The organism is uncultured Nostoc sp. (assembly GCF_964245445.1).
Lineage (GTDB): Bacteria > Cyanobacteriota > Cyanobacteriia > Cyanobacteriales > Nostocaceae > Nostoc.
Genome location: NZ_CAXTNE010000021.1, coordinates 25735 through 50781 on the forward strand (window position 1 = coordinate 25735; position 25047 = coordinate 50781).

General features: G+C 41.2%; 26 protein-coding genes and 2 pseudogenes. 11 read left to right on the forward strand and 17 right to left on the reverse strand.

All coding sequences use genetic code 11. The features are described from left to right. Positions 1 to 15: 15 nt before the first annotated feature. Both ACFE90_RS05960 and ACFE90_RS05965 read left to right on the forward strand, forming a co-directional pair. Positions 16 to 438 carry a tetratricopeptide repeat protein gene (locus ACFE90_RS05960; protein ID WP_375498645.1) on the forward strand — a complete coding sequence of 141 codons (423 nt, stop codon included), beginning with the start codon at positions 16 to 18 and terminating at the stop codon, positions 436 to 438. 149 nt (positions 439 to 587) lie between these two features. Beyond that, the gene (locus ACFE90_RS05965) at positions 588 to 833 is read left to right on the forward strand and encodes a hypothetical protein (protein ID WP_375498647.1); all 246 of its coding nucleotides are present in this window, start codon (positions 588 to 590) and stop codon (positions 831 to 833) included. A 110-nt stretch (positions 834 to 943) separates the two neighbouring features. On the opposite strand, the gene ACFE90_RS05970 is transcribed toward ACFE90_RS05965, so the two are convergent. After that, positions 944 to 1069 (reverse strand): hypothetical protein, encoded by a 126-nt coding sequence (locus ACFE90_RS05970; protein ID WP_335149194.1) that lies wholly within the window; start codon positions 1067 to 1069, stop codon positions 944 to 946. Between the two features lie 180 nt (positions 1070 to 1249). Here ACFE90_RS05970 and ACFE90_RS05975 point away from each other — a divergent pair, with 180 nt between their 5' ends. From ACFE90_RS05975 to ACFE90_RS05985, 3 genes are all read left to right on the forward strand, one after another. After that, positions 1250 to 1963: a tetratricopeptide repeat protein gene (locus tag ACFE90_RS05975; RefSeq protein ID WP_375498649.1), complete on the forward strand. Its 714-nt coding sequence runs from the start codon at positions 1250 to 1252 to the stop codon at positions 1961 to 1963. Positions 1964 to 2482: 519 nt separating this feature from the next. Beyond that, positions 2483 to 2884 carry a hypothetical protein gene (locus ACFE90_RS05980; RefSeq protein ID WP_375498651.1) on the forward strand — a complete coding sequence of 134 codons (402 nt, stop codon included), beginning with the start codon at positions 2483 to 2485 and terminating at the stop codon, positions 2882 to 2884. Next, positions 2874 to 3359 (forward strand): hypothetical protein, encoded by a 486-nt coding sequence (locus tag ACFE90_RS05985; protein WP_375498653.1) that lies wholly within the window; start codon positions 2874 to 2876, stop codon positions 3357 to 3359. The genes ACFE90_RS05980 and ACFE90_RS05985 overlap by 11 nt, the downstream gene beginning before the upstream one ends. A 411-nt stretch (positions 3360 to 3770) precedes the next feature. Here the strand turns inward: ACFE90_RS05985 and ACFE90_RS05990 are convergent, their stop codons facing one another. Then, positions 3771 to 4691: a TIGR01777 family oxidoreductase gene (locus ACFE90_RS05990; protein WP_375498655.1), complete on the reverse strand. Its 921-nt coding sequence runs from the start codon at positions 4689 to 4691 to the stop codon at positions 3771 to 3773. Between the two features lie 202 nt (positions 4692 to 4893). Between ACFE90_RS05990 and ACFE90_RS05995 the strand changes: the two genes are divergently transcribed. Beyond that, a complete protein-coding gene (locus ACFE90_RS05995; RefSeq protein ID WP_375498657.1) occupies positions 4894 to 5241 on the forward strand; it encodes a hypothetical protein in 348 nt (115 codons plus the stop codon). A gap of 72 nt (positions 5242 to 5313) precedes the next feature. Here the strand turns inward: ACFE90_RS05995 and ACFE90_RS06000 are convergent, their stop codons facing one another. The 5 genes and pseudogenes from ACFE90_RS06000 to ACFE90_RS06020 form a co-directional block, all read right to left on the reverse strand. Beyond that, the gene (locus tag ACFE90_RS06000; protein WP_375498659.1) at positions 5314 to 5811 is read right to left on the reverse strand and encodes an FHA domain-containing protein; all 498 of its coding nucleotides are present in this window, start codon (positions 5809 to 5811) and stop codon (positions 5314 to 5316) included. A gap of 184 nt (positions 5812 to 5995) precedes the next feature. Then, positions 5996 to 6367 (reverse strand): annotated as a pseudogene (locus ACFE90_RS06005) (HAD-IC family P-type ATPase); the annotation flags it as partial. Further along, positions 6255 to 8540: a heavy metal translocating P-type ATPase gene (locus ACFE90_RS06010; protein ID WP_375498661.1), complete on the reverse strand. Its 2286-nt coding sequence runs from the start codon at positions 8538 to 8540 to the stop codon at positions 6255 to 6257. The pseudogene ACFE90_RS06005 and the gene ACFE90_RS06010, both read right to left, overlap by 113 nt. 677 nt (positions 8541 to 9217) lie before the next feature. Further along, positions 9218 to 9493, reverse strand: coding sequence for a TM2 domain-containing protein (locus tag ACFE90_RS06015; RefSeq protein WP_375498663.1), 276 nt, complete (start codon positions 9491 to 9493; stop codon positions 9218 to 9220). Between the two features lie 502 nt (positions 9494 to 9995). Next, positions 9996 to 11570: a lysostaphin resistance A-like protein gene (locus tag ACFE90_RS06020; protein WP_375498665.1), complete on the reverse strand. Its 1575-nt coding sequence runs from the start codon at positions 11568 to 11570 to the stop codon at positions 9996 to 9998. A 113-nt stretch (positions 11571 to 11683) separates the two neighbouring features. On the opposite strand from ACFE90_RS06020, the gene ACFE90_RS06025 reads away from it, so the two are divergent. Further along, positions 11684 to 12382 (forward strand): Uma2 family endonuclease, encoded by a 699-nt coding sequence (locus ACFE90_RS06025; RefSeq protein ID WP_375498689.1) that lies wholly within the window; start codon positions 11684 to 11686, stop codon positions 12380 to 12382. Between the two features lie 78 nt (positions 12383 to 12460). Here the strand turns inward: ACFE90_RS06025 and ACFE90_RS06030 are convergent, their stop codons facing one another. Then, the gene (locus ACFE90_RS06030; protein ID WP_375498667.1) at positions 12461 to 12640 is read right to left on the reverse strand and encodes an addiction module protein; all 180 of its coding nucleotides are present in this window, start codon (positions 12638 to 12640) and stop codon (positions 12461 to 12463) included. Positions 12641 to 13013: 373 nt separating this feature from the next. On the opposite strand from ACFE90_RS06030, the gene ACFE90_RS06035 reads away from it, so the two are divergent. Beyond that, positions 13014 to 14120 (forward strand): ParB/RepB/Spo0J family partition protein, encoded by a 1107-nt coding sequence (locus ACFE90_RS06035; protein ID WP_375498669.1) that lies wholly within the window; start codon positions 13014 to 13016, stop codon positions 14118 to 14120. 28 nt (positions 14121 to 14148) lie between these two features. On the opposite strand, the gene ACFE90_RS06040 is transcribed toward ACFE90_RS06035, so the two are convergent. The 5 genes from ACFE90_RS06040 to sufB form a co-directional block, all read right to left on the reverse strand. Continuing rightward, on the reverse strand, positions 14149 to 14787 hold the full coding sequence (locus ACFE90_RS06040; RefSeq protein ID WP_375498671.1) for a Uma2 family endonuclease: 639 nt from the start codon (positions 14785 to 14787) through the stop codon (positions 14149 to 14151). A gap of 163 nt (positions 14788 to 14950) precedes the next feature. After that, positions 14951 to 16213 (reverse strand): cysteine desulfurase, encoded by a 1263-nt coding sequence (locus ACFE90_RS06045; RefSeq protein WP_375498673.1) that lies wholly within the window; start codon positions 16211 to 16213, stop codon positions 14951 to 14953. Positions 16214 to 16227: 14 nt separating this feature from the next. Continuing rightward, positions 16228 to 17592: a Fe-S cluster assembly protein SufD gene (gene sufD, locus ACFE90_RS06050; protein ID WP_375498675.1), complete on the reverse strand. Its 1365-nt coding sequence runs from the start codon at positions 17590 to 17592 to the stop codon at positions 16228 to 16230. Beyond that, positions 17592 to 18383: a Fe-S cluster assembly ATPase SufC gene (sufC, locus tag ACFE90_RS06055; protein WP_375498677.1), complete on the reverse strand. Its 792-nt coding sequence runs from the start codon at positions 18381 to 18383 to the stop codon at positions 17592 to 17594. The genes sufD and sufC overlap by 1 nt, the downstream gene beginning before the upstream one ends. 129 nt (positions 18384 to 18512) lie before the next feature. Continuing rightward, positions 18513 to 19952 (reverse strand): Fe-S cluster assembly protein SufB, encoded by a 1440-nt coding sequence (gene sufB, locus ACFE90_RS06060; protein ID WP_109009508.1) that lies wholly within the window; start codon positions 19950 to 19952, stop codon positions 18513 to 18515. Between the two features lie 242 nt (positions 19953 to 20194). Between sufB and sufR the strand changes: the two genes are divergently transcribed. After that, positions 20195 to 20878 (forward strand): iron-sulfur cluster biosynthesis transcriptional regulator SufR, encoded by a 684-nt coding sequence (sufR, locus tag ACFE90_RS06065; protein ID WP_375498679.1) that lies wholly within the window; start codon positions 20195 to 20197, stop codon positions 20876 to 20878. A gap of 85 nt (positions 20879 to 20963) precedes the next feature. Beyond that, positions 20964 to 21224 carry a hypothetical protein gene (locus tag ACFE90_RS06070; protein ID WP_190938991.1) on the forward strand — a complete coding sequence of 87 codons (261 nt, stop codon included), beginning with the start codon at positions 20964 to 20966 and terminating at the stop codon, positions 21222 to 21224. A 251-nt stretch (positions 21225 to 21475) separates the two neighbouring features. On the opposite strand, the gene ACFE90_RS06075 is transcribed toward ACFE90_RS06070, so the two are convergent. The 3 genes from ACFE90_RS06075 to ACFE90_RS06085 all read right to left on the reverse strand — a co-directional run bounded on the left by ACFE90_RS06075 (position 21476) and on the right by ACFE90_RS06085 (position 23133). Next, complete coding sequence (locus ACFE90_RS06075) at positions 21476 to 21619, reverse strand: PQ-loop domain-containing transporter (protein ID WP_375498681.1); 144 nt, start codon at positions 21617 to 21619, stop codon at positions 21476 to 21478. A 216-nt stretch (positions 21620 to 21835) separates the two neighbouring features. Continuing rightward, entirely contained in the window at positions 21836 to 22468 is a 633-nt protein-coding gene (locus tag ACFE90_RS06080; RefSeq protein ID WP_375498683.1) for a hypothetical protein, read from the reverse strand. Between the two features lie 338 nt (positions 22469 to 22806). Further along, the gene (locus ACFE90_RS06085) at positions 22807 to 23133 is read right to left on the reverse strand and encodes a YbjQ family protein (protein WP_196528493.1); all 327 of its coding nucleotides are present in this window, start codon (positions 23131 to 23133) and stop codon (positions 22807 to 22809) included. 635 nt (positions 23134 to 23768) lie between these two features. Here ACFE90_RS06085 and ACFE90_RS06090 point away from each other — a divergent pair. After that, positions 23769 to 24449, forward strand: a complete 681-nt coding sequence (locus ACFE90_RS06090; RefSeq protein ID WP_375498685.1) for a tetratricopeptide repeat protein — start codon at positions 23769 to 23771, stop codon at positions 24447 to 24449. A 2-nt stretch (positions 24450 to 24451) separates the two neighbouring features. Here the strand turns inward: ACFE90_RS06090 and ACFE90_RS06095 are convergent. After that, a pseudogene (locus tag ACFE90_RS06095) lies at positions 24452 to 24994 on the reverse strand (ATP-binding cassette domain-containing protein); the annotation flags it as partial. Positions 24995 to 25047 lie beyond the last annotated feature (53 nt).

The window sequence follows — 25047 nt, forward strand, 5'->3', positions numbered from 1 at the left end:
AATGACTAATGACCAATGACTAATACAGTTGAATCCCTGTTTGATACAGGTTTGGAACGCTATAAAGCAGGAGAAGCAGTAGATTCTTTAATCCCTGTGTTTAAAGAAGTGTGCGATCGCGCTCCTAAAACTAGTGCTGCTTGGATTTGTTTGGCGTGGTTATATCTACTCGATAACAAACCCAATTTGGCTTACAAAGCTGCACAGAAAGCAGTCAAGTTAAATCCACAAGACCCACAGGCTAGAGTCAATCTGGCCTTAGCAATGCTGGAAACAGGTCAAAAAGGTTTACGAGAACATATTGATATAGCACAGCAGCTAATTTTTGTCAACGAAGAATGGCGCGATGAAATAAAAACTAGTATTGAAGATGGTTTAAGTAGAAAACCAGATTGGCAGAGTTTGACAAAAGTAAAAAATTGGCTGTTTGAAGAATGAGGATGGGGAGCCGGGAGTCGGGAGTCGGTAAACAAGGAGAAATTATTGAATAAGTCTTCTTCCTTGTCTACCTAGTCTCTTATTAATACCAACTCCCCATTCCTCATTTCCCATTCCCCACTCCCCACTCCCCATTCCCCATTCCAATCATGAAAGATAAATTATTAAATTGGCTAAACACGATTTTAGTCGCCGATGTTTTTTTGGTTTTGTTTGGCTTTATCTGGTTAGCGATCGCTGCGATCGGTGATTCTATAGGAGTAAACTTGGGTTTGGATTTGTGGCATAAATTGTGGCAACCCGTGTTTAACCCAGCGATCGGCATCCTTATGGGCGGTGCCATCCTCAGTGGTATTATCAGTTGGGTTTCCAGAAAATTTCTATCTAGTCAATAGCGCAGCAGATGAGCAATAATTTGTACCGCTCTTTCTAGAGCAGAAAGTGATTGCTCATGTTGAGATTCTATACGTAACAAAGCATACACAAAAATCATCGCCAATCACCATCAAAGTCCTCCTTGTTCGTTCCACTCTTGCATTTGACTGCTCGGCTGAATAGTCAATATCTCCCAACGTTTACGGATTCGAGCGATCGCTGCTTTTCTTGTTGACTCATTTAGCTTCTGGTTCAACTCACTTTTTGGGTAGTTTAACAAATCCTCTAGACTCGCAACCGACTTAAGGACTTGGCGGCGTTGTCGATGCTATCACCAGTCGGGGCGGGGATGCCGTCAAAATTAAAAATCACGACGCTGCTAAATACATTCTCACTATGGGTACTCTATGTTTAAGTAGACACAAGAGAGCCACTTATGCGAGAAATATTTGATTTAATTTTGGGGGGTACACCTGCTAAACAAGGGGATCGCAAATTGCATCGGGGTGATTTTGCAGCAGCAATTCAGGCGTATAACCAAGCTTTATCTATAAATCCAAATGATGTTATATCTTATGGGCATAGAGGTTCAGCATTTGCTGGTCTAGGAGATCATAAGAGAGCAGTAGAAGACTATAATCAGGCTCTGCGCTTATCTCCAGATGAAGCCTCATTACACAGCAACAGAGGTATTTCCCGTGAGGCTCTTGGAGACATAAAAGGTGCTGTTGAAGATTATAAAAGAGTCGTACTTCTAGATTCTTCAGTACCTCAAGGTCACTTTCAGCTTGGTCTTGCTTATATAAAATTGAATAATTATGAATATGCAGTCAAAGTTTTAAATCGCGCAATCTTACATAATCCTAATTATATTTCTGCTTATGCTTTCAGAGGTTTTGCCTATACAAATTTGAAAAAGTATGAGGAGGCACTTAAAGATTATAATCAAGCAATTAATCTCTATCCAGATTATGCAAAGGCTTATAAATTCCGAGGGCTGATGCGTATGGAAACGGGAAACAAATTAGGTGCTATAGAAGATTTGCATAAAGCTGCTGGGCTTTTCTTCAATCAAGGGCAACTTGTAGAACATAAAGAAATATTAGCTTTAATTCAACAAAATCCTACTGAAATAAACAACCCCAGATAACGAAGTGATATTCATTTTCTGGGGTGTCATGTGTTGTAGGCAATTATGGCGGGGTAGGGGGTGCGTAGCTTGCCGCCTTTAGCATCGCCTCCTCCCCTCATACCCTTGTTGCCAAAACCTTTTTTTATTTTGGGAGCGCGGCGGGAACCCAATTAGATGAGGTGATTTTATTCGCGGTCAGAAATTGAAATTCCAAAAGTTACGCCAATTTTCCTGATATTAAAACTGGAGTTGGTGAGTTGCTGAGTTGGTGCGATCGCTCTTGAGTGGGCTAATCTGAAATTGAATGCTCTACTGTAAGCGCTTCCAATCCCATGTCGGTATGTGACTACGACGATTTGACACCGATTAGTCAGAATTTGCTTGACCGAGATTAGGATAAAATAAAAATCCACTTTCAAAAAAATTCCAAAAAGTAACTTTTATGAATGACTTTTTAAAGGAATTAGTGTAAATTAAGGTATAGATATAACCAGTACAGCAATCAACGCTCTCTAGCGTCTTGGAAGAGGTAGCAGAATGGTAGGGTCTGTAAAATTAAAAACAATACCTTCACTTACTTCACTTAGTCTCCAACCTGAAAGATTTGTAACGTTGTTGCATGGAATCTCGAAGCAAAGAATCGCTAATGAAACCACACGTTTAAAATCAAGTAAACTAATTGAAGCAATTGAATCTGTCACACAAAGAGTTTCTGAACTAGAAGGAGTAGAGGGAGTACGACATACTTTCAATGGAGGAGATATTCACAGAGTGACATTTCAAATAAAAAACAATTGTGAATCTTCAGAATCACTATGGAAAGTAGCCCAGTCTTTGATTATTGAAACTTGTATTAATTTAAGAGATGCCACAAAAGAAAGATGGTATTTCTACACAGAATTAGTAGAAGACTTCAACGAAAACGTATTTGATTTCTAATGTGGCGAAACCTTCTACTGAAATTTATACTGAACAAGCCCAGCTTAACGAAAAAGCAGCTACCAATGCAGCCCAGTCAGGAGATAATGACTGGGCTGTTACAATATGCTTCTACTCTGCGATTCATTATGTAAAAGCTTACGCTAGTTATAAGCAAGAGGACATTTATCAACTTTACTTTAATCAAAACAAACCAAATACAGAACATGAGCGTATCTTGGATTATGTTTACGATATTAGTTACAACAACGATAATGATAGGGGTTTATCATTTAGTGCATACGAAACACTTTTTCATGCAAGCATGAAATCTCGATATTTAAAAGGAATAAGAACTACCGCAAGACAGTGTTTTAATAGAAATATAGATCAATATTTTGAAAAGTTAGCAACAGTTAAAAAGTTTTTTAAAATTAATAACAACCCAATACCTCATCCCGCTACACAGCGACCTGCTCCTAAACCACGCTCATAATCCCTACTAAGGATTGAAACGATTTTCCCATACCGAACAGAAGTCATCTACAATTAGCGAAATTTAAGGATTATATTTCTCTGGATCATACATCCCTAACATTTCATTTATTATTGGAATTTTTTTGCTGTAAGTTAACGTTTTTATTGTTGTGGGAATATTCTTAATAGCTGTAACAAAATAGCTTCTAAGAACCTGTCTCTAAAGAAATGTAAAAAAAGCGAAGTAAGGCAACACTATAAATGAATATTGATTTTGAAGCAATAGAGTAGTGGTTTTAACAATGTGCTGTGGAGTTTTTCGATTTGTGGGGAGGCGGTGCGATCACAGTTGCAGATAAAATTTAAAGAGAGTAACAAACTACTCTTGTTATTTTGTGCTGGAATCATTTCCCCCACTCCCCACTCCCTTTTAATTAAGAATTTGCGTTAAAGCTGATTGCAAATTAGGATATTTGTACTCAAAACCTGTTTCTACGGTGCGCTTGGGAAGGACTTGCTGACCTTCTAAAACTACCATAGCCCCGTCTCCTAAAAGAGCTTCAATCGCCAAACCAGGAACAGGCAACCAAGAAGGGCGATTCATCACTTCTCCCAAGGTTTGGCTTAAATCTGCCATTCTGACTGGGTTAGGGGCAGTGCCATTATATACACCTTTTATTTCTGGTTTAGTTAAAGCTTCCAGAATCAGGCTAACTAAATCGTCTACGTGAATCCATGAGAACCACTGCCTACCACTGCCAATGGGACCACCAGCAAAGAGTTTGAAAGGCATAATCATTTTATTCAAGGCACCACCATTACCCAGAACAATCCCTAAACGCAGAATTACTAGCCGCACACCAACATCTTTTACCTTTCTGGCTTGTGCTTCCCAGATTTGGCAGACTTGGGCAAGAAAATCATTACCAGATAGGCTTGTTTCATCAAAGGTTGCCGTTTCACTAGTGCCGTAGTAGCCAATAGCCGAAGCGTTGATTAACACACTTGGTTTGGGGTTAGCGTTGGCTATTGCTTCAACTATTTTTTGTGTACCTAGCTTCCGGCTATTGAGGATTTCTTGTTTGCGTTCTGATGTCCAGCGTCCTTCACCAATGGGTTCTCCTGCCAAATTAACTACGCCATCACAACTAGCGATGACACTTTGCCAAGAACCAGATGTATTTGGTGTATAGGCAACAATTTCTACATTTGGGAAAGTCTCAGATGGAAAAACCTTTTGAGCAAAAGTGCTATTCCGAGTTAATATTACTATTTTATGACTTTTTGCGTGGAGTCGTTGTACCAAACGACTACCGATAAATCCTGTTGCTCCAGTAATTGCTACTTTCATTTATTACCTCAGCCAAAACTTTATTGTAAAGTTTTTTATCAAACTTCAGCTTCCGCCACTTCCGTTGGGGATATAAAAGATGTGACTGTATATGCGGTAATGCCTGATCTCAAAACTCAAAAAGTTTGCTTTTTGAATCACTTTTCGTTTAGATGCTTCGGTATTATAGGATGGACAGAGTGTTGCAAGGCGTGGGGCTATTATGGCTCGCTATACCTGTTCATTTACTGTTTCTGTTCCTAGTGACCATCTGTTGCCGTTACTTGTAGAACTTCTACAGGACTGTCAGTTGGATATTCAATACTACACTGGCGATTATATTATCGCTCGTGAGGTTCCGGGCCATGTTCCTTTTCCTAAATTGATCACAGTAGAAGTATTAATTGATAAATCAAAATCTACTGAAACAGAAACCCGGATGAGCATTGTCATTAAAAATGAAGAACTACCACTCCAACTAGATAATTACTGCCGACAAATGTTTGAAGTCATCAAGCAGTCAATTGAAAGTAGCCGCCATTGGCATTTGATTGAAAGTCTTGCAGGATAGCTTTGGTGATTGAATTGACACTCCCACGTCTTGAAGTCGTGGGATTATCAAGCTTTTATTGGTAGTTATAATTCACTCTTCCACATCCTCTAAATCCTCGGCCATACCAGGGTTTATTAGTGTAATATCGTACTCACTCGAATCCGTTTGTCCCAAACGCTGAGTGTTTCTTAAAAGGTAATAAATAGCACGTACTTGAGGGCCAAAAACGATCTCGTCTTCATTTCTGAGATCGTGAGCTGGTATCTTACGTCCATTAATCATCAAACCGTTGGAACTAGGCTTGCCTTTGGCATCGCCATCTACAATCCGGTAATAGTAGCTATGACTATTATGATCTCGTGGCAATCTCACTAATGTGGCATGGCGGCGGGAGACAAACTGCGACATCAAACGGATATTACACTCACGATCTCTACCGATAGAGTAGACGGGGTGCTCCAGAGAAAATTCTTTGCGACCTTGATCGTCTTCAATAATCAGTAGATGGTTTTCATTGGTTTCTGCTGCCATTGACAAATTGGTGGAACTGTGATTGAGCAATATTTTTTTAGTATCGTATCTTGCCATTTTCGGGCACCATAAGTCTGTGGTGCTGATCTAAATAAACTTTAAAGTTGCATAATACCTTGAAAGAGTAGAACATATTCGTTCTACTCCACTAGCTATGATAGCTTTGGTAAGTGTCCCAAGAGGCTTTATGGGCTGCGTAAAAGCTGACAGGGCGACTCAGTTTAACAAGAGAAAGGAAATTTTACGGGTGATGAGCTAATCGCCGTAATAATATTGAGTTTGTGACAACGCTAACAGAGCTAAAAGCCATTAATGCAGCAGCACCAGAGGGGTTAAGAACAAAACCCAGACTAGGGAACAAAACGCCTGCTGCTAAAGGTATCCCAACTGTATTATATGCAAAAGCCCAGAATAAATTTTGGCGGATTTTGTTGAAAGTGGCGCGACTAAGCTGAATAGATTCGACGACATCGTTTAAGCGATCGCGCATTAGGACAATTTCAGCAGTTTCCATTGCCACATCTGTCCCGGAGTGTAAAGCAATTCCTACATCTGCCTGGGATAAAGCTGGAGCATCGTTGATTCCATCTCCTACCATTGCCACAACGGATTGGGGAACTCGGGGTCCCCACGGAGGAGCCAGCGCTGTGGGCGGGTTTCCCGACTTGAGGCGACTGGCGTTGGGGATTAGGGGCATGGGGATTGGGAAGAATTTTTCCTACTAGTCCCCAGTCCGTAGTCCCCAGTCCCTCCTTCTGGAGAGACTGTATTGCAGCCGCTTTTTTGGCTGGGGGAACACCTGCTATTACATCAGCACTATCTAATCCTAGTTGTTTGGCTATGGCATTAGCTGCTTCTTGGCAATCGCCACTGAGTAACATTACCCGTAAGCCCATCTGACGCAATTTGTCTACGGTGGATTGGGCATCTGGTCTGAGGGTATCAGAAACAGCAATTAACCCAGCTAAAGCTCCCCCAACAGCTACGCAAACGACCGTTTTACCATCTGTTGCCAGATCCTGTGCTACCTGTTGTGCAGTTTCGTTAATAGCAATGCCGTGCCAACTTAACCAGTCCCAGTTACCCAATAGTACAACTTTGCCCTCTACCACAGCAGATATCCCTAGTCCTGGTTCTGTGTGAAAGTCCACAGCCTTTGGAATAGATAACTGTTGCTGCTGTGCTTCTTGCTGAATCGCTTTTGCTAGGGGGTGGTGAGTACCGCTTTCTACGGCCGCTGCTAGTTGGATTAGGGAGTAGGGAGTAGGGAGTGGGGAGTGGGGTTCCTTACTCTCCATTTCCTCAATTAACAGACAATCTGTAACGATGGGATTACCCGTGGTCAAAGTGCCAGTTTTATCAAAGACTACGGTGTTTAACTGGTGTACTTTTTCCAAAACGTCGCCGCCTTTGATTAACAGACCCCGTTCTGCCCCCATAGCAGTCCCGACAAGAATGGCTGTTGGTGTGGCAAGTCCTAAAGCACAGGGACACGCAACTACCATAACTGCGATCGCTAATTTTAAACTAATTAATAAAGGGGAGTGGGGAGTTTCATGTGTAGCGTGGCTCATCATTTCCATGCCACCAGACATGCTGACATCAGCCCAGATGTGAGTACCGAAAAAGTACCAAAAGACAAATGTTAATACAGATGCTGTCAGCACTCCATAGGTAAAGTAACCAGCTACTGTATCTGCTAATTTCTGTACTGGTGCTTTCCGAGTTTGGGCGGCTTCTACTAAGGCAACAATTCGAGCTAAAGTTGTATCACTTCCAGTACGGGTTGTCTGAATAGCGATCGCTCCTGACTGGTTTAGCGTCCCTCCTGTCACCGGATCGCCTGGTTGCTTAATCACTGGCACGGCTTCCCCAGTCAACATGGATTCATCCACCGTTGTTTTACCAACCACCACTTCACCATCGACAGGGATTTTATCACCTGGCAGCACTTGTACCCATTCACCAACACGCACCTGTTCAGCAGGAATCTCTACGCTAGAAGATCCCATTCCTCCTTTCTCTGGATTGGCAATCAATCGTGCTACCTGTGGCTGGAGTGCTAATAATTTCCTAAATGCGGCAGCAGCGCGACCTCTAGCTTGTTGTTCTAATGTCCTTCCCAAAAGAATAAAGCCCAGCATCATCACTGGTTCGTCAAAGAAGCACTCCCAACCCATTTTCGGAAAGAGCAGCGCTATTAAACTAGCAATGTAGGCTGTCAGCGTTCCCAATCCCACCAGGGTGTTCATGTTAGGCGCATTTCGCCGCCAGCCGAGCCAGCCATCAACTAAAATCGGGCGACCGGGAATTAATAGCGCTACTGTCGCCAGTCCACAGTGAAACCAGATGTTATTTAGCACTGGTAGCACTGAGCTACCAAGATTACCAAAATGTCCACTTCCCGACAATAACAGCAAGATTGCAGCGATCGCTAACTGCCTTACAGAAGAGCGCATTTCTCGGCGTTGTCGTTCTGCTGGGTCTGGTAAGGTAGATATTTCGCCTGCTACCGTGCCATTTGGTTTTCGGGGTTGAGTCGGGAATCCAACGGCTGTTAATCTCTGTGCTAGTGCATCTGCATCTACCGCACCAGTTTCTGACTCTACAACTGCTACCTCTGTGGCCAGGTTCACACAGGCACTCTTGACTCCTGGATGTTGGGTTAGCTGTCGCTCTACTGCATTAACACACCCCGCACACTTCATACCCCCAACATCGAGAATAATTTTCTCTAGGATTGGGTCAAATTCTGGGGCTAGCTTAGTTTTTGGGACAAGTTGCATGGCAAGTGTTTAGATTCGCTACAGAAATTCAACGCCTGACTAAAAGCGTCTCTAATTTGAGCGTAGGCGAAATATGGAACTACGACTGTATGTCAACCTATTAAATTTCTTAATTTATCGTATCTTGCTAAGGGTCAATGACGGCTCCAGCGTAAATAAGTCACATAAATAATAGCTACTACTTGCATTGGCATGATCGCAATCAGGCTTTTTAAGAAATAGTTGATTTCCAAATGAGACATAACACTGAAATACCCTATGCCCAACAAGAAGAATATTGCCCAGTTAAGCTGTTTAGGTTTGAAAATGAGCATATCAATAAATCAGTAGTCAGAATACAAAATTCTCTACCCATAAAGGGATAGAAGTTTAAGCGAAAATATTTAATACTAGTTTTACCCACCAGGGGCGAAAGCGCGTAGCAGGACGTTCGCGGTAGCGTCTCGTAGAGAAGTACGGTTTTAACCAATATTCAGACGCTCTCACCAGACGCGCAAGGGACGCGGACTCGTTGGCGCAGCCTAAGAAGAGAAGAGGCTACGCTATCACCCACTCATACAGAATTCATGCTGAATTCTGACCGGAGGCGGAGCGTCTCCGGCTCCGCTTCTTAGTTCTAAATTCTTCTTATAAAAAGAAATATAATCCTGCCTCTAAGCATGAACTGCATTCTTGCACTAGAACCAGCCCTGCTTATTTACAAAGTAGGTATTTACAAATTCTTCAGGAGGCTTATTCAAATAAATCATGCCTTCAATTAAACCTATAAGTAGCATAATTAACAAGGCAATTCCGTAGGTGAAAGAACCTCCGACTACAGAAATCACTAACATGATAAAGCCTTCTAGAGCGTATCCTAAAATAAATTTATGAACCCCAAATCCTCCAAGGATAATGGCACAGTAACCAGCTAGAAGTTGTTTGGTAGGGTGACTGGGGTTGAGATTTGACATAGCGCTGCTCCTTGATAAGTGAGGTATAAAAATAAAGTCTTTATTGTAATCAAAGCAAATACATTTACTTGCTTAATACATATATTTTTCATTTTTTAGGTACAAGTAAGCCCCAAGATAAATAACCAAAATTAGCATACTTCTATTCCAGAGGGTACACTAAAATATCTTCCGGCTATGCCGGAAAATCTGGCGCTCCTTAATAACTTTTGGTAGATTTGACGATCGCAAACCCTGGTGCGGCATTTTGCAGATTTTTAAGTAAGACATTTATCTTGAGAGGAATGAACCTCAAGAATGAGCGAAAACTGCTACACCACTTTTTACAAGTCCATCAGTATTATTTCCGGATTTTTTTGCATAGGCGTAGCCTGTAGTAGACATCGCTTCCACGGGGCATGAAACGCCATCGCACCAATAATGAGATATAACTAGTAAATTGTTCTTACATATGCAGATAAAATCAGATATTTATTTTTTTTGCAACAGTAATAATTTAGTATTAATTGCTACCTAAAACGAATAAGCTTAATAATGTACCACTATTCCAGAGGCTGTGGAGGAGCATAGGAGCAAGGAGGTTGCGCGATCGCGTGTAAACAATCCCTAAGACAATCCCCAATGCAGTGAGGGGAAGAATTTCCGACAAGCTGAGGTGAGCGATCGCAAACAACAAACCACTTGTAAGAATCGCTCCCCACACGGGTAAGTAGCGAGTCAGAGAGGGTAACAAAAAGCCGCGAAACAGAATTTCTTCAAAAAATGGAGCTGCGATCGCTGCTGTGGAGAAAAATATGCCAAGTGCTACACCATCTTGGCTTTCCAGCGCTAATTGCAACAAAGGGTTACTACCACCCTGTCCTTGCCATAGCTGTTGATTAATCAAAGATACTACTACAACTATAGGTAAAGCCGCGCAATAGCCTCCCAGTCCCCACAAAAACCAGTTATCTTGAAAACGGAAGCGAAACCAAAATTCTGGTAATGGAAAAAAGCGCTTGAGAGAAAAATACAGCACTAACAGCGCACCCGATGCTACTAGGAAGTAACTAACTAAAACATAAAAAGCCTGAAGTCGCACATCACCCACAGGACGAGGGATAGGGAGCAGCGATAGCAATAAAGGGACAAAAATTTGTCCCATGAAGAAAAAGCCGACGATAAAAACCTGCAAAATCGTTTCACCATCCCAAGGTGTTGACCAAGGGACATCAGCATTTTGAGCTAGTAACGAGGCTTTTCCTTTCAACAAGCGTTGAGCAAATAAGAAAATCAGCAGTATTAAACCAGTTAAAGCTGCCAAGGTAGGGATAGTGCCAATAACTGCTAATTTGATTACTGCTTGAGCAGCAGATTCTTGTTGTGCAGCTTTAACTGCTGATAAAGCGTCTTGTCGTTGCTGGAGTTGGTATAGCTGAACCAAGGCAGTAGAGCGAAACCAACCTTCTAAATTCTTTTGAATCCGTTCTTGAGAATTTTGGATCAGACGGGGAGGATTGCTCCACAGTCCACTTAATACAGCTGCGGTTTCTCCAAATTCTGGATTGATATCTGAGCGTTGTTGTAATTCGCTCCAAGTTTTGAGAGCTGTATCCGTCTGTCCTTGCTGTGCTTGTAAAATTCCCAGGCGCAAGTCTAATTCAGCGAGTAATTTTTGTAATTGCTTGAGGGACTGCTGTAACTGTTGCTGTCCCTGTTTAGAAGTTTTAGTAGTGGGAGGAACATCCGGTAGAGGTTTCGGAGGTATGGGAGTTATTTCAGGTTGAGAGCGTAATTGTGCAAGTTTGTTGTTAACTTTGTCTAAATTAGCTTCAACTGATTGACGCGCCTCTTGATACTGCTTTGTGGCGCCCTCCAGGGGTTGCTCACCAAGTATTGCTTCCTGAACCGCTTTGAGATTGTCATCGCTATTATCTTCTGATTGCCAAGCCTGGGCTTGTAGAGCAATATTGGTTTGGTATAGTTCTAGGCGACTTTGAAACTGAGGTTCTTGCCAACTACTGAATAAAGCCGAAACTGCCAACAGAACTGCTATCGGCGTCAGTATAAAAATTAAAACTAATCGCTTGAGTGTCATCTATCCCTCTTTTACTAACCAGTGGAGAGCGCGTCCCCCTTGGGAATTATCGCAAGAAAAAGTCAGAGGTGGATAGATATCATCAATATTATAAGTTTGCAATCGCACCCACCATGTTAAATTACAACCCATTACACTGCTTACCCTCCGCCGAGGATCTGCCAGATTCTGACGATGAACCTGTGGATAATCAACTACAACATTTGATTCCTGGCTTGCTAGAAGCCATCTTAGCTTGGCTGTGGACAAGCCGGATGGATTGGTTTTTTGGCGTTGATATGGGGATATATTACGATCCCGAATTACCGCCGATTGTACCCGATGGATTTTTAAGTTTAGGAGTCGAGCGAGTTTTTGATGAGAACTTGCGTTTAAGCTATGTGTTGTGGGAAGAAAAGGTGATGCCGATTATGGCATTAGAAGTTGTTTCTCACAGACGGCGTGGGGAATACACTAGCAAAAAGAAACTTTATGCTGAGATGGAGATTTTGTATTATGTTGTCTACAATCCCCAACGCCGGAGAAAACCACCTTTAGAAGTTTATCGCTTTATAAATGGTGAATATGTATTGCAGCCAGGAAATTTAGTTTGGTTATCAGAGATAGGTTTAGCAATTGGTTATGAACGAGGAACCTATCAGGGAATTACGCGGGATTGGTTGTATTGGTATGACAAACAAGGAGTCAGGTATCTAACACCAGAAGAACGAGCGATCGCTGCCGAACAACGTGCTACCACTGCTGAAGAACGCACTCAAAGGTTGGCAGAAGAATTGCGAAGGTTGGGGATAGATCCAGATTCTTTGAGTTGATTTTGTGGGGTGCGATCGCTTTTATTAACTAATATCTCATTCAGGTAAACCTAGTCTTTGCTTCACTGATTGCCAGGTTTAACCTTGGTTTGGATTTTGGCGATGCATCTCCAAGCGTCTATCTAATTCTTGTTTTTGTTCATCACTAAGAATAACTTTCTCAGGTGTGGTAAGAATGCTGTCCCATAACTTCTCGGTAAGCTGTATACGTTCAGATACACTTAGTTCGCAAATATCGACTTTTAATATAGGGTGCATGGTTGTTGTGAGTGTACTTGCTCAATATAATCTTATTTTTAGATTATAAATAACTTATCTTCTTCCTAAGAAAGTAAAGCATCAAGTAGGGAAATGACAGCCTCTTGTTCGCCCCTATCTTGAGTTAGCGATCGCACCCGATACGAGCCGATATCAGCCAATCTAGTAATCCTCACACATCATAAGAAAGATAATACTGGGTTAGGGAGTAAGAGAGCGATCGCGTTTTAGTTGTGGCTTAGTTAAGAGGTGCGCTCACCTTTTAGACTCAAACAAGCAATATATTTTGATTCTTTGCTCTTTTCGATACATTAATACCACTGTTAGATTAGAGTAGTGCATCAGACACAGTGTGACTTCGTAATTATACTAAATGGCAAACATTCAGATTAAAGAACGCAAGATTGTTGAACTTCATCCACATCCAAAAAACGAAGGTATTTACGGCGACGAAGATATTGAGCAACTAGCTCAAGATATTGAAAGGTCTAAATGGGTTAAACCGCTTATTGTTACACCAGAGGGTACAATCATCAGTGGACATCGGCGTTGGAAAGCGGTGTCATATCTAGGTTGGGTAACAGTTCCCATTGAAGAAAAAGAGTTTACTGATGAAATCGCTGAATTAGAAGCTCTTTTACTGGAGAATGCTAACAGAGAAAAATCTATAGAGCAAAAATGCCGAGAAGGATTAACTTGGGAAGCTATTGAGCGAAATAACTCTCGTCAGCGTCAGGGAAGTAAAGGATCTGGCGTGGGAAGTACTAGGGATGTCATAGCGAAGAGGGTTGGTATAGGAAGTGGTATTAATTATGAAAAGGCTCGTAAAGTTGTATTAGCTATTGATGAGGCACTTTTAGTTGGTAATCTTGCAAAAGCAGAAGCATTACGAAAAAAATTGAACCACAAAAGTGTAAATGCGGCTTTCAAAATGATTAGCAGTATTGAAAATACTAATGAAACACAACAACATACACAAATGCAGTGGATATTAGCTAAGTTAGGTCAAAAGCTTTGTGGCTCAGTGTGGATTGCTTCTAATGATCGCTCACGTATGTGGGAGAAAGAACAATTGGGAAACTTGAGTATTGATTCTTTCCCACCATTAGGAATTGGGAACGATGCACAATCAACAGTTAAGTACATTGATGTAGTTTGGTTAAGTGGTAGTCATCAAATTACTGCGGCATTTGAAGTTGAACTTACTACACCTATTTACTCAGGTTTACTAAGGATGGCTGATTTAGTTACGCTTTGTCCAAATTTAAATTTTCCACTTTATATAGTCGTTCCAGAATCACGTACTAATAAAGTCAAGAAAGAACTGACACGAGCTACCTTTAAAAATCTAAAGCTCGATAAAAAATGCCGTTATATAGTGATTGAGAAGTTAATGGAAAAATGGGATGCCATCATGGAAATTGGTACAAGTGTAGATACTATTAAGAGAATATCCCACAGTTTTGAGAGTGACTCATAAATGCGATAATTGCAAATCTAGGCAAAAGTCACTCTATTTTAATCTTCTCCCTGACCCAAGCGCGAAATGATTTGAGTAAAGCAATTTCTCCCATACTTTTACTTTGCTCAATAAATCTGCTTATCTCACTTACAGAAACTATAGGAAAAGCAATACTAAACTTACACTCGACATATTGCCCCTCTATCAACTGATAAAACTTTAAATTTTGTCCATCATATCTCCAAAGTTCAGTTACATTCAACGCTGAATAAATCCCCAATTTGTTAACTGAACTACTGGTAATGTCAATCTCAATTGCTAAGTCAGGCGGCGGATCACTTTCTAAATCTAAAGTTTGCTTACCTCTAATAGCTAGTTCATTCTGGATATAGTAGCAACTATCTGGTTCTATTCCCCGCTTTGATATTTTCCGCTTCAATGTTGTTGAACCAGCACTTCTAATTTCAATTCCTAATTCTTCAGCTAAAACTAGAATAAAACGGTCAAATTGAATTTTGGGATTTTCATGTTCAAAAAGTGGAGTCATGATTTCTAAAACACCACAGTCATAAGCAAACCGAGAACCTCTATCTTCACCTGTATCTCTCAACAAGGCTTCAAAGGTTTCCCAGCTAATATTCTGTAGCACTGTTCTTTGTTCAGCAGGCGTTGACTTGACAAGCATATTACAATACTTCTTCTGTCAGAATGTTAGATAAAATCCCAATAATTTTACCTATGTCATTAATATAATATTCGCTCAAAATCCAGATAATTAAATTGTGCCAATTATTAGCAAGATATGTTGCTGATATTTGGCACAATTACTGTGTGAATATTTTATAACTTTAAGCAAGGAAACCTGCAAAAAAGTCGAGAGTTTCTTTCAGTGCTTTGATGAAAATATCAATTTCCTCACGGGTGTTGTAGAAAGATAGACTTGCTCGTGCGGTTGCAGCAAGACCTAAGTAACGGTGTAATGGTTGTGTGCAGTGGTGTCCAGAACGAATAGCAACGCCTTCTTGATCTAATAATGTAGATAAGTCGTTGGCGTGAACTTCTCCGGCTGTGAACGACGCAAGAGCGGCTCTACCTTCACCTTTTGCATTTGGTTTGGGGCCGTAAATTCTAATTTGGGGAATTTGCTCTAATTGTTGGAACAAATAAGCTGTTAATTCTGCTTCGTAGGCGTGGATTTTATCCATGCCGATATTGCTAAGATAATCTATCGCAGCACCAAGTGCGATCGCTTCTCCAATTGCAGGTGTACCAGCTTCAAATTTATGCGGTAATTCTGCGTATGTGGAATGGTCTAAATACACCTCTGCAATCATCTCACCACCACCAAAAAATGGTGGCATTGATTTCAACAATTCTAACTTGCCATACAGAAATCCTATCCCAGTTGGAGCGCACATTTTATGACCGGAAGCTACCAACCAATCACAATCTATTTTCTGTACATCAACAGGGAAGTGGGGAACACTTTGGCAAGCATCAACTAAGAATTTAGCATCGTAACTGTGAGCGATCGCACCAATTTCTTCCACTGGATTAATGCAACCCAAAGCATTAGAAATATGCACCACCGACACTAACTTTGTTTTTTCGGAAATCAGCTTTTTAAACTGTTCAAAATCAAAAGTTTCTTCTGGTGTTAATTCCACAAATTTCAGTACTGCACCCGTTTTTTGTGCCACCAATTGCCAAGGCACAATATTACTGTGGTGTTCCATAACCGAGAGAATAATTTCATCTCCCGGCTGCAAATTATTCATGCCCCAACTGTAGGCTACTAGGTTAATCGCCTCACTTGCGTTGCGGGTATAGACGATTTCCTGACGTGATGCAGCATTGATGAATTTAGCAACTTTATCTCTAGCACCTTCATAAGCATCAGTAGCTTTAGCACTCAGGGAATGGGCACCTCGATGCACGTTAGCATTATATTGCTCGTAATAGTCCCGCAAGACATTTAATACAAACAAAGGCTTTTGCGATGTCGCAGCATTATCGAGATAAACCAGGGGTTTCTCATTGACTTCCTGATGCAATATCGGGAAGTCAGCGCGAACTTTATCAGCAAGGGTTTTGGTAGGAGTAAAAGTCATTGGTAGATTAGTGATTACTCATTAGTCAGGGACTTAAGATTATTGACTGTGTTTAAAAGGATTTCTCGCAGAGAGGGAATCGGTATTTGGTTGATAACTTCAGCAGCGAAGGCGTTAATTAACAACTTCCGAGCATCGTTTTCATCAATTCCCCGACTTTGTAGATAAAATATTTCATCATCTTCCAATTGGCTAACGGTAGCACCGTGGGCGCACTTTACATTATCCGCAGTAATTTCCAATTGGGGTTTGGTATCAACTCTGGCTTTCGATGATAGCAGCAAATTGCGATTCAACTGGGATGCATTTGTTAACTGCGCTAGTTTGGGTACAAAAACTTTACCATTGAAAACCGCATGAGCGCGATCGCCTACAATACATTTATGCAATTGGTCACTTGTACCGTGGGGATAGTTGAGTGCGATCGCACTGTGAGTATCAGACAACTGCTTACCAGAAATCACCGTCAAACCATTGAGAGTAGTTTGTGTCTGCTCACCAGTTTGCAAAATTTCTAAATTATGCCGCGACAACTTCGCACCTAAAGTTATGGCATGACTTGTATATCGGCTATCACGAGCTTGTGCGATCGCAGTTTTCCCAATATGAAAAGCCTCTGCACCTTCTTGCTCAACCCTAGTGTGACTCACCTCGGCATTGTCAGCAACCCAAACTTCCGTAACCACATTGGTGAAATATACTCCCTCTTTCTCTGCGCCTTGGTGGTTCCTATACTCTTCAACCAACGTTACCTGCGAACCACTTTCCGCCACCACCAAACAACGCGGCTGCGAAATCGTCGCAGTCTCCCCCGCAACCGAAATAAACACCAAATGAATTGGCGTTTCAACTACCACATTCTTCTTCACCCACACCACAGCTGCATCAGTTATCCCAGCCGTATTGAGAGCAGTAAAAACTTCCTGCGCTCCCTCAGCTTGAGCTAAATACTGCTGTACACCTTCCTGCTCAACCACAGACAAACCAGCCAAATTACTCACCACAATTCCAGATGGCAAATCTGAAACTGCTGATAACTCCGGCGCAAAAACGCCATTCACAAATACCAAACGACTATTAGCCGCTTCTGGCAAAATATCAAATTCTAGAGACGCAAAATTTCCCGTCTCTACATTAAATTGCACCTTTCGTAGAGACGACAAATCAGTAAATCGCCATTCTTCCTCGCGGGTAGTCGGGATAATCGAGTGACGTACCCAATTAGCAGCACTTTGGCGTAATTCCTGCAACCAACCTTCTGTTTTATTTGCCGTTACCTGATTTAACAATCCCGCCAGATAATCATCTCTATCTAACATCGATGTCAAACTGACTGCATTTGAATTAGGTATTGGACTAGGAGATACTTGAATACTCATTAGACACCCACCTCAGCAACTGCAAATTCTTCTAGCACCCAGTCATAACCGCGAGACTCTAATTCCAGCGCCAGTTCCTTACCACCACTCGTAATAATCCGCCCTTGTGCCATCACATGCACAAAATCAGGCACAATATAATCGAGTAATCGTTGGTAGTGAGTAATCAAAATTGTAGAATTTTCTGGAGTTGCCAATTGATTTACCCCATTCGCCACAATTCGGAGCGCGTCAATATCCAAACCCGAATCTGTTTCATCCAAAATTCCTAACTTTGGTTCTAGCAGCGCCATTTGCAGAATTTCATTCCGCTTTTTCTCACCACCAGAAAACCCTTCATTCAAACTCCGACTAAGGAAACTGGGATTCATCTTCACCACATCCAATTTTTCCTCAATCAAATCGTCAAAATCAAAAGCGTCTATTTCCTCTAAACCTTGCGCCTTGCGCCGGGAATTGTACGCCACCCGTAAGAAATCCAAATTGCTCACACCCGGAATTTCTAACGGATACTGAAACGCCAAAAATACACCACTTCTTGCGCGTTCTTCCGGTTCCAACTCCAGCAGATTTTGTCCCTGAAAAATCACCTCACCGCCAGTTACCTCATACGCCGGATGCCCAGCCAACACCTTAGAAAAGGTACTCTTACCAGAACCATTCGGCCCCATGATCGCATGAATTTCACCCGATCGCACCTCCAGATTCACACCTTTCAAAATCGGTGTCCCATCAACATTAGCCGTCAGATTCCGTACCGACAGCACAACTTCACTATTTTCAATAATCATCTTCTCTCTTCTCTCTTCGCGCTCTTAGCGTCTTCGCGGTAGCCTGCGGCAAGCCGCTTTGCGTCTACGTTACTCTTCCAAAAGATAAACACAGAAGGCCGATGTCTCTGTGTTTATCCTTGCTTCCATTTATCCAACACTGCCTTCCAACTTCAGACTCAACAACTTATCAGCTTCCACAGCAAACTCCATCGGTAGCTGATTGAAAACATCCTTACAGAAGCCGCTAATCATCATCGAAATAGCATCTTCTGAAGAAATACCCCGTTGAGCAAAGTAAAATAACTGATCTTCCCCAATCTTAGAAGTAGAAGCTTCATGCTCCACCTTCGCACCGTTATTTTGCACCTGAATATAAGGGAAAGTATTAGCATGGGCATTATCCCCAATCAGCATTGAGTCACACTGAGAATAATTTCTCGCCCCCTTCGCCGTTGGATTGACTTTCACCAAACCTCGGTAGCTATTACTAGAATTACCTGCGGAGATTCCTTTAGAAATAATTGTACTGCGGGTATTCTTGCCTACGTGAATCATCTTACTACCCGTATCAGCTTGCTGCTGATGATTTGTCAGCGCCACTGAGTAAAACTCACCCACAGAGTTATCACCCACTAAGACACAGCTAGGATATTTCCAAGTAATTGCCGAACCTGTTTCTACTTGAGTCCAGGAAATCTTGGAATTTACGCCCTGACACAAACCGCGCTTGGTGACAAAGTTGTAAATACCGCCTTTACCGTTCGCATCTCCAGCGTACCAGTTTTGCACAGTAGAGTATTTAATTTCGGCGTTGTCGAGGGCGACAAGTTCCACAACGGCGGCGTGCAATTGGTTGCTATCATACATCGGTGCGGTGCAACCTTCGAGGTAAGAAACATAACTACCTTCTTCGGCGACAATCAAAGTCCGCTCAAATTGTCCCGTGTCACCGGAGTTGATGCGGAAGTAGGTAGACAGTTCCATTGGACATTTCACGCCTTTAGGAATGTAGACAAAAGAACCATCGCTAAATACGGCGGCGTTCAAGGCGGCAAAATAATTGTCAGCTATAGGAACAACGCTACCCAAATATTTTTTGATCAGTTCTGGGTGTTCTTGCAAGGCTTCCGAAAACGAACAGAAAATAACGCCGTCTTCCGCTAACTTTTCTTTAAATGTAGTAGCGACAGAAACGCTATCGAAAATTGCATCAACGGCGACATTTGCCAATCGCTTCTGTTCAGATAGAGAAATGCCTAACTTCTCAAAGGTTTCTAAAAGGGTTGGATCAACTTCGTCCAAGCTGTTTAGTTTTTCTTTCTTGCGTTTTGGCGCTGAGTAGTAAATGATATCCTGATAATTGATTGGCGGGTACTTGACATTAGGCCAAGTTGGTTCCGTCATTTTTTGCCACTGGCGATAAGCTCTGAGGCGAAAGTCCAGCATGAACTGCGGCTCGTTCTTCTTAGAGGAGATCAAGCGGATAACGTCCTCGTCTAGTCCACGCGGAATAGTGTCGGCTTCAATATCGGTGACAAAGCCGTACTTGTAGGGTTGGTTGACTAAGGTTTTGACAGTGGCACTCATCAGTAATAATCTCTCTTGTTCTGAACTCTTTTAGGATGGGAGGCGGGCTGTGGCTAACCGATTCCCATATCACGTTACGGAATGGTTACACGGCTGCTAGAATAGTGGTGGATAATAAAACAACAGCTATGTTGTTTAACTTATCTTCATTTTACGCTAAATTAACAACAACAATGTTGTCAAAGTCAAATTTTCAAAGAAATTTTTGGGACGTTCGCTGAACGTCTTGCACCAACTATAAGATGGCGACTACCCACCAGTCCTCAACCAAGCAAGATATCCTAGAATATCTGCATAAACACGAAAAAGCAACGGCTTTGGAGCTAGCTGAACTTTTAGACGTTACCCCCCAAGCGATTCGTCGCCATCTCAAAGATTTGGAGACGGAGGAGCTAGTTTTGTATTCGACATCAGTACAGGCGGCGGGGATGGGGCGGCCACAGCATCTTTATCAACTGAGTCGTCAGGGACGCGATCGCTTGCATCGAACAATGAGCGATCGCTTTGGTGATGGCCACGGAAATTTTGCGGTTTCGTTGCTAGACACCTTAGCCGAAACGGTAGGACACGACCAATTTAAATCGATTTTAGAGAAACAGTGGCAGCGCAAAGCCTTAGAATATCGCGATCGCGTCGGTAACGGTTCACTGCGAGAACGTGTAGCCAACTTAGTAAAGTTGAGAAAAGCGGAAGGCTTCATGGCGGAGTATCACCCTGTTGATGTGAATGACTGCTTTGAGAGCGATCGCTTTATCTTAATGGAGCATAACTGCGCCATTTCTAACGTTGCCGAGTCTTTCCCCAGCATCTGTGGTCATGAATTAGAAATGTTTGCATCCGTCTTACCTGATTGTACCGTAGAACGCACCCACTGGATTATTGATGGCGAACACCGTTGTGGCTATTTGGTGCAAATTCGTCATTAGTCATTAGTCCTTAGTCTTTTTTTAATAACTAATGCCCCATGCCCAATACCTAATAATCAACTAAATTTGAGATAGCATTTCATTTATGGATGTACCACCACAGCAACCATCAACACAATTTTTAACCCTGGAAGAGTCAGCAAAAGTAGACGCGGCCTTGTTGTCTTCCCCAGAAAAGTTTTTAACAAGATTGACAATTTCATCACTGAAGGTTTTGAAACATATCGCTCAAGAATACAGCGTTGCTATTGAAGATTTGACAGCACAGCAAGTAATTGCTTGGTTTGAAAAAGATGGCAAAATCCGACGTGAACAGGGCATTGAAGCTGCATATCTCAAGTGGTGATTTAAAGATATAGTATGAAAATTTTTTCAATACAATAAATGTAGGTTGGGCAAAGCTTACCCTACATTTATTGAAAAAATAAAATAAATAGGAATCTTATAGGAGTATTTTGGATTTATCTAGTTAATAGATTATCCTTTTCTGTAATATATTGCCAATCATGTTACTGTTCCACAGGCAATAAAACTAACTAAATTACCATACATCAAAATTTGATCTTTGTAATAATAACCATAAAGAACACTGTTAAATTAAATAATATTAAAGCCAGCAAAAGTTATTAAAGAGATATTTTTAGCACTTTTAGTTCTGACGATTCTGATAGCTTGGGGAACAAATAAACTAGCGTTGAATACAAAACCTAAGCCAAATAAAAAAGTAACTATTTTTCTCATATTTTTTATTCGGTTCTACTCAACTCTTAAAAAGATTTAACCTGGGATTATAATAGTTGTTTGAATACAACTAAAAGGCTATTTGGAAAGTCGCTACAAGAGGATTAAGAATATACATTTGCATGGAGGAAGTGAGGCAGTATTAATTAAAAAACAGAAAGCACCTTTTGAAAAGTGCTTTATAAATTCATTATATTGAATTTGTCAAACAATTATTTAAGCATTGTAATTGTTAGCCCGGGGACTACGAGCTCCAGTTGCGGCTCCAACCATTGAGGCTATTAAACCTAACAAAGAACCAAACACAAACCACCACAATCCCGAACGTAAATTAGCTGCTGCATCACGAGCTTGTTGGGCACTGATGTTTGCTTGTGGTACATTAACACCACCCTGCTGTTGTACTTGGTTTATGACTTCCCCAGCGTTAGAAGCAGCAACACCAAAAGCACCAGATACTCCGCTTGCTAACAGCCATGAGCTAACCGCTAAAGTCGTTGCCCAAAGAATTGCACCGTTAAGAAGAGCTGTATTGCGGTTCATCGGGCCACAAGCACGGGCTGTAACCCAACCACCAGTAAATAGGGAAATTAGTAAAGCGATAGTTGACCAAAGCCCCGCATTACCCGCAGCGTTAGAGGCAATTGATCTGGGTGCACCTGAACCTTCAACTGTACCTGCCGCAAAAGCACCAATTATAGCGCTCAAAATTAATTGAGTAGCTAAAGCAACCAACAAACCAGAAATAATCGGCCCCCAGCGAACAAGATCATGATATTCACTTACTCGACCTGATACCACAGGATCAGTAGGAATAACGTCATTCCCTGTGCGATTTACGTATGACATAGCTTATGTTCTCCAGTGCTGTTTCAGCAAAGTTTATCTCAGGTATATTCATGTTTATACTTAAAATTAAATAACTAAATCATCTTATTTTATATCTATCAATAGAAAGAGTTAATAGGTATATCTTTAGTGAGAAAAATAGTTTTTTAACATTTTTTAATACAATTTAGTATTTATTAGTATTTAAATAACTTTTTAGAAAATAAAATTTCAAAATTAAAATTAAATTAAAACACAATTAATTATTAAGTTTTATGAAAAACCAGCTTTAATTATGTATGCAGTTAGACTTAAGACAAAACTTTGTAACCATTGTCAAAAGTAAGGATAATTAAAAATCAACGCATCCTCACAGCAGTACCTGTGGCAGTAATCAGCAAAAGAACTCCTGACTGGTCAATATTGATTGTGCCAGTATCAATTTCAATCCCAATTACAGCATTTGCTCCTAAACGTTGTGCTCGTTGTTCTAATTCTTCTAATGCCTTGCGTTGACCCTGCTCAAATAGACGCTCATAGCTACCTGTGCGTCCACCAATAATATCTCGAATACCCGCCAGAAAATCCCGCAAGAAATTGCTACCATAGACTACTTCTGCTGTCACAATGCCTAAATATGACTCAATAACGGCTCCTTGAATTACATCAGTGGTAGTTATAATCATAAATTAGCCTCCCAGATTGTATATAGGTTGATATTTATTATTAAAATTCACATACAAAACTAGTTTGTATTGATACAAGCTTAATAAACATGCTCTCAGATAATTTTAGGTCGCGAACACATTTGCACTCTCACTTACTGGCTAAAAACTAGCATTTGAAAAAACATTTAGCTTGTTAAATTTATCTTACCGTGTAATGTCCAGAAAAGGATATAAATGCCTAAATTGCGATTTTCTACAGGGTAGTATAAAAATGTGAATAATTGGATATAGAGTCAGCAAATTGTTCCAGAAAACAATAAACAGAAATAAATCTTAAATCTTCTGAAATTGGTGGGCCACTTTCTAAAATTAAGCTAGATGCCTATTGGGCTTTTATGAATGGCACGTATAACTACTGGTAAAAAAAGTGTCATTTTGCTATCTTACTGATTTATATGTAGGTAACTTCATCTAAACTTGATATCTTACACTTCATCATTCAGTAAAAACTCTGTAATGTAGCGCTAATGTAAAGGAAAGAGTCAATGAATTATTAACATCTTAATCAATACGAAGAAATACAGTTTTCAAAAGTCTATATTTTTGTTTTAATGTACAAGAAAAAAGTCCTCTAAAATTTCAGGAAATTTACTGTGTACAAGCCAACATCAATTGTGCTGAGTGTGGTGTTATTAGGATGTTTTTCCTTGACTATACCTTCAGTGGCTCAGGCTCAGGTATTAGTGGCGCAAAGCAAAAACCCAGAGTTAAAGCAACTACTAGAAGAAGGACGAAGGTTAGTGGATACGGGCGATTATGGTGGTGCGATCGCAGTTTATCAGCAAGCAGCTAGGCTAGATGCCAAAAATGCTAAAATTCATTCAGGTATTGGGTATTTATACGCTCAACAGGGAAATTACCAGGCGGCATTAACAGCTTATCGTCGTGCGATTGCTATCAACCCTAACAATAGTGATTTTTACTACGCGGTGGGTTACATCAAAGCGAATTTGGGCGACACGCGTGGGGCAAAAGAAGGCTACCGTCGGGCCATACAACTGAACCGTAACAACGTTAATGCCTATCTAGGATTGGCTGTGACGCAATCTCGGATGGGAGACTATAATGCTGCTAGCTGGGCATATCAACAAGCAATCGAATTGGATAAGAACAACGCCCAGACTTATGAGTTAATGGGTTCGATGTATAAACAGCGCCGACAAACCAAACAAGCAAACAGCTTGCTTCAGAAAGCCCGTGACTTGTACAAGCGGCGCAATGACTCAGATGGCGTCAACAGGGTAGAAGCCATGCTGCGGCAGTTAGGAGGATGAGATTAATCTAACTGGCGTCCCGTTAATTCCACAAAAATATCTTCTAGGTTAGAGGGACGCACCATCATTCCGGTTTTATCGGGCTGTTTATTCAAGTAAATATTCGCTGCTTCCAAAGATGGGAAAAACAGATATTCCCAACTACGAGCACCATCACTTCCCACGCTAGATATACCTAATTGTTTCATCACCAAACCTTCTCCGTGAGCAGAACGTAGCTGTTGTAAAGTTCCTAAAGAAATCAGCTTACCGCTATCCATAATACCGATGTGTCCTGGCTTGGTAGAACTAAAAGCATTGCACAAGAATTCAACCTCATCCATATAATGGGTCGTCAGTAGCATCGTCATTCCCTGCTTATTCAAATCTCGAATAATTTCCCAAAGCCGTCGCCTAGTTTGGGGGTCTAGTCCTACCGTTGGTTCATCCAAAAAGAGAATTTGCGGTTGATGCAATAAAGCTCTGGCAATCTGCAATCGTCGTTTCATACCCCCAGACAGGGTTTTTACCAAATCATCACGTTTTTTTGATAACTCAACATACTCGGGAGCAACGCGATTTGGTGAGGTAGGATCAAAAACCAGCGATCGCTAACAAC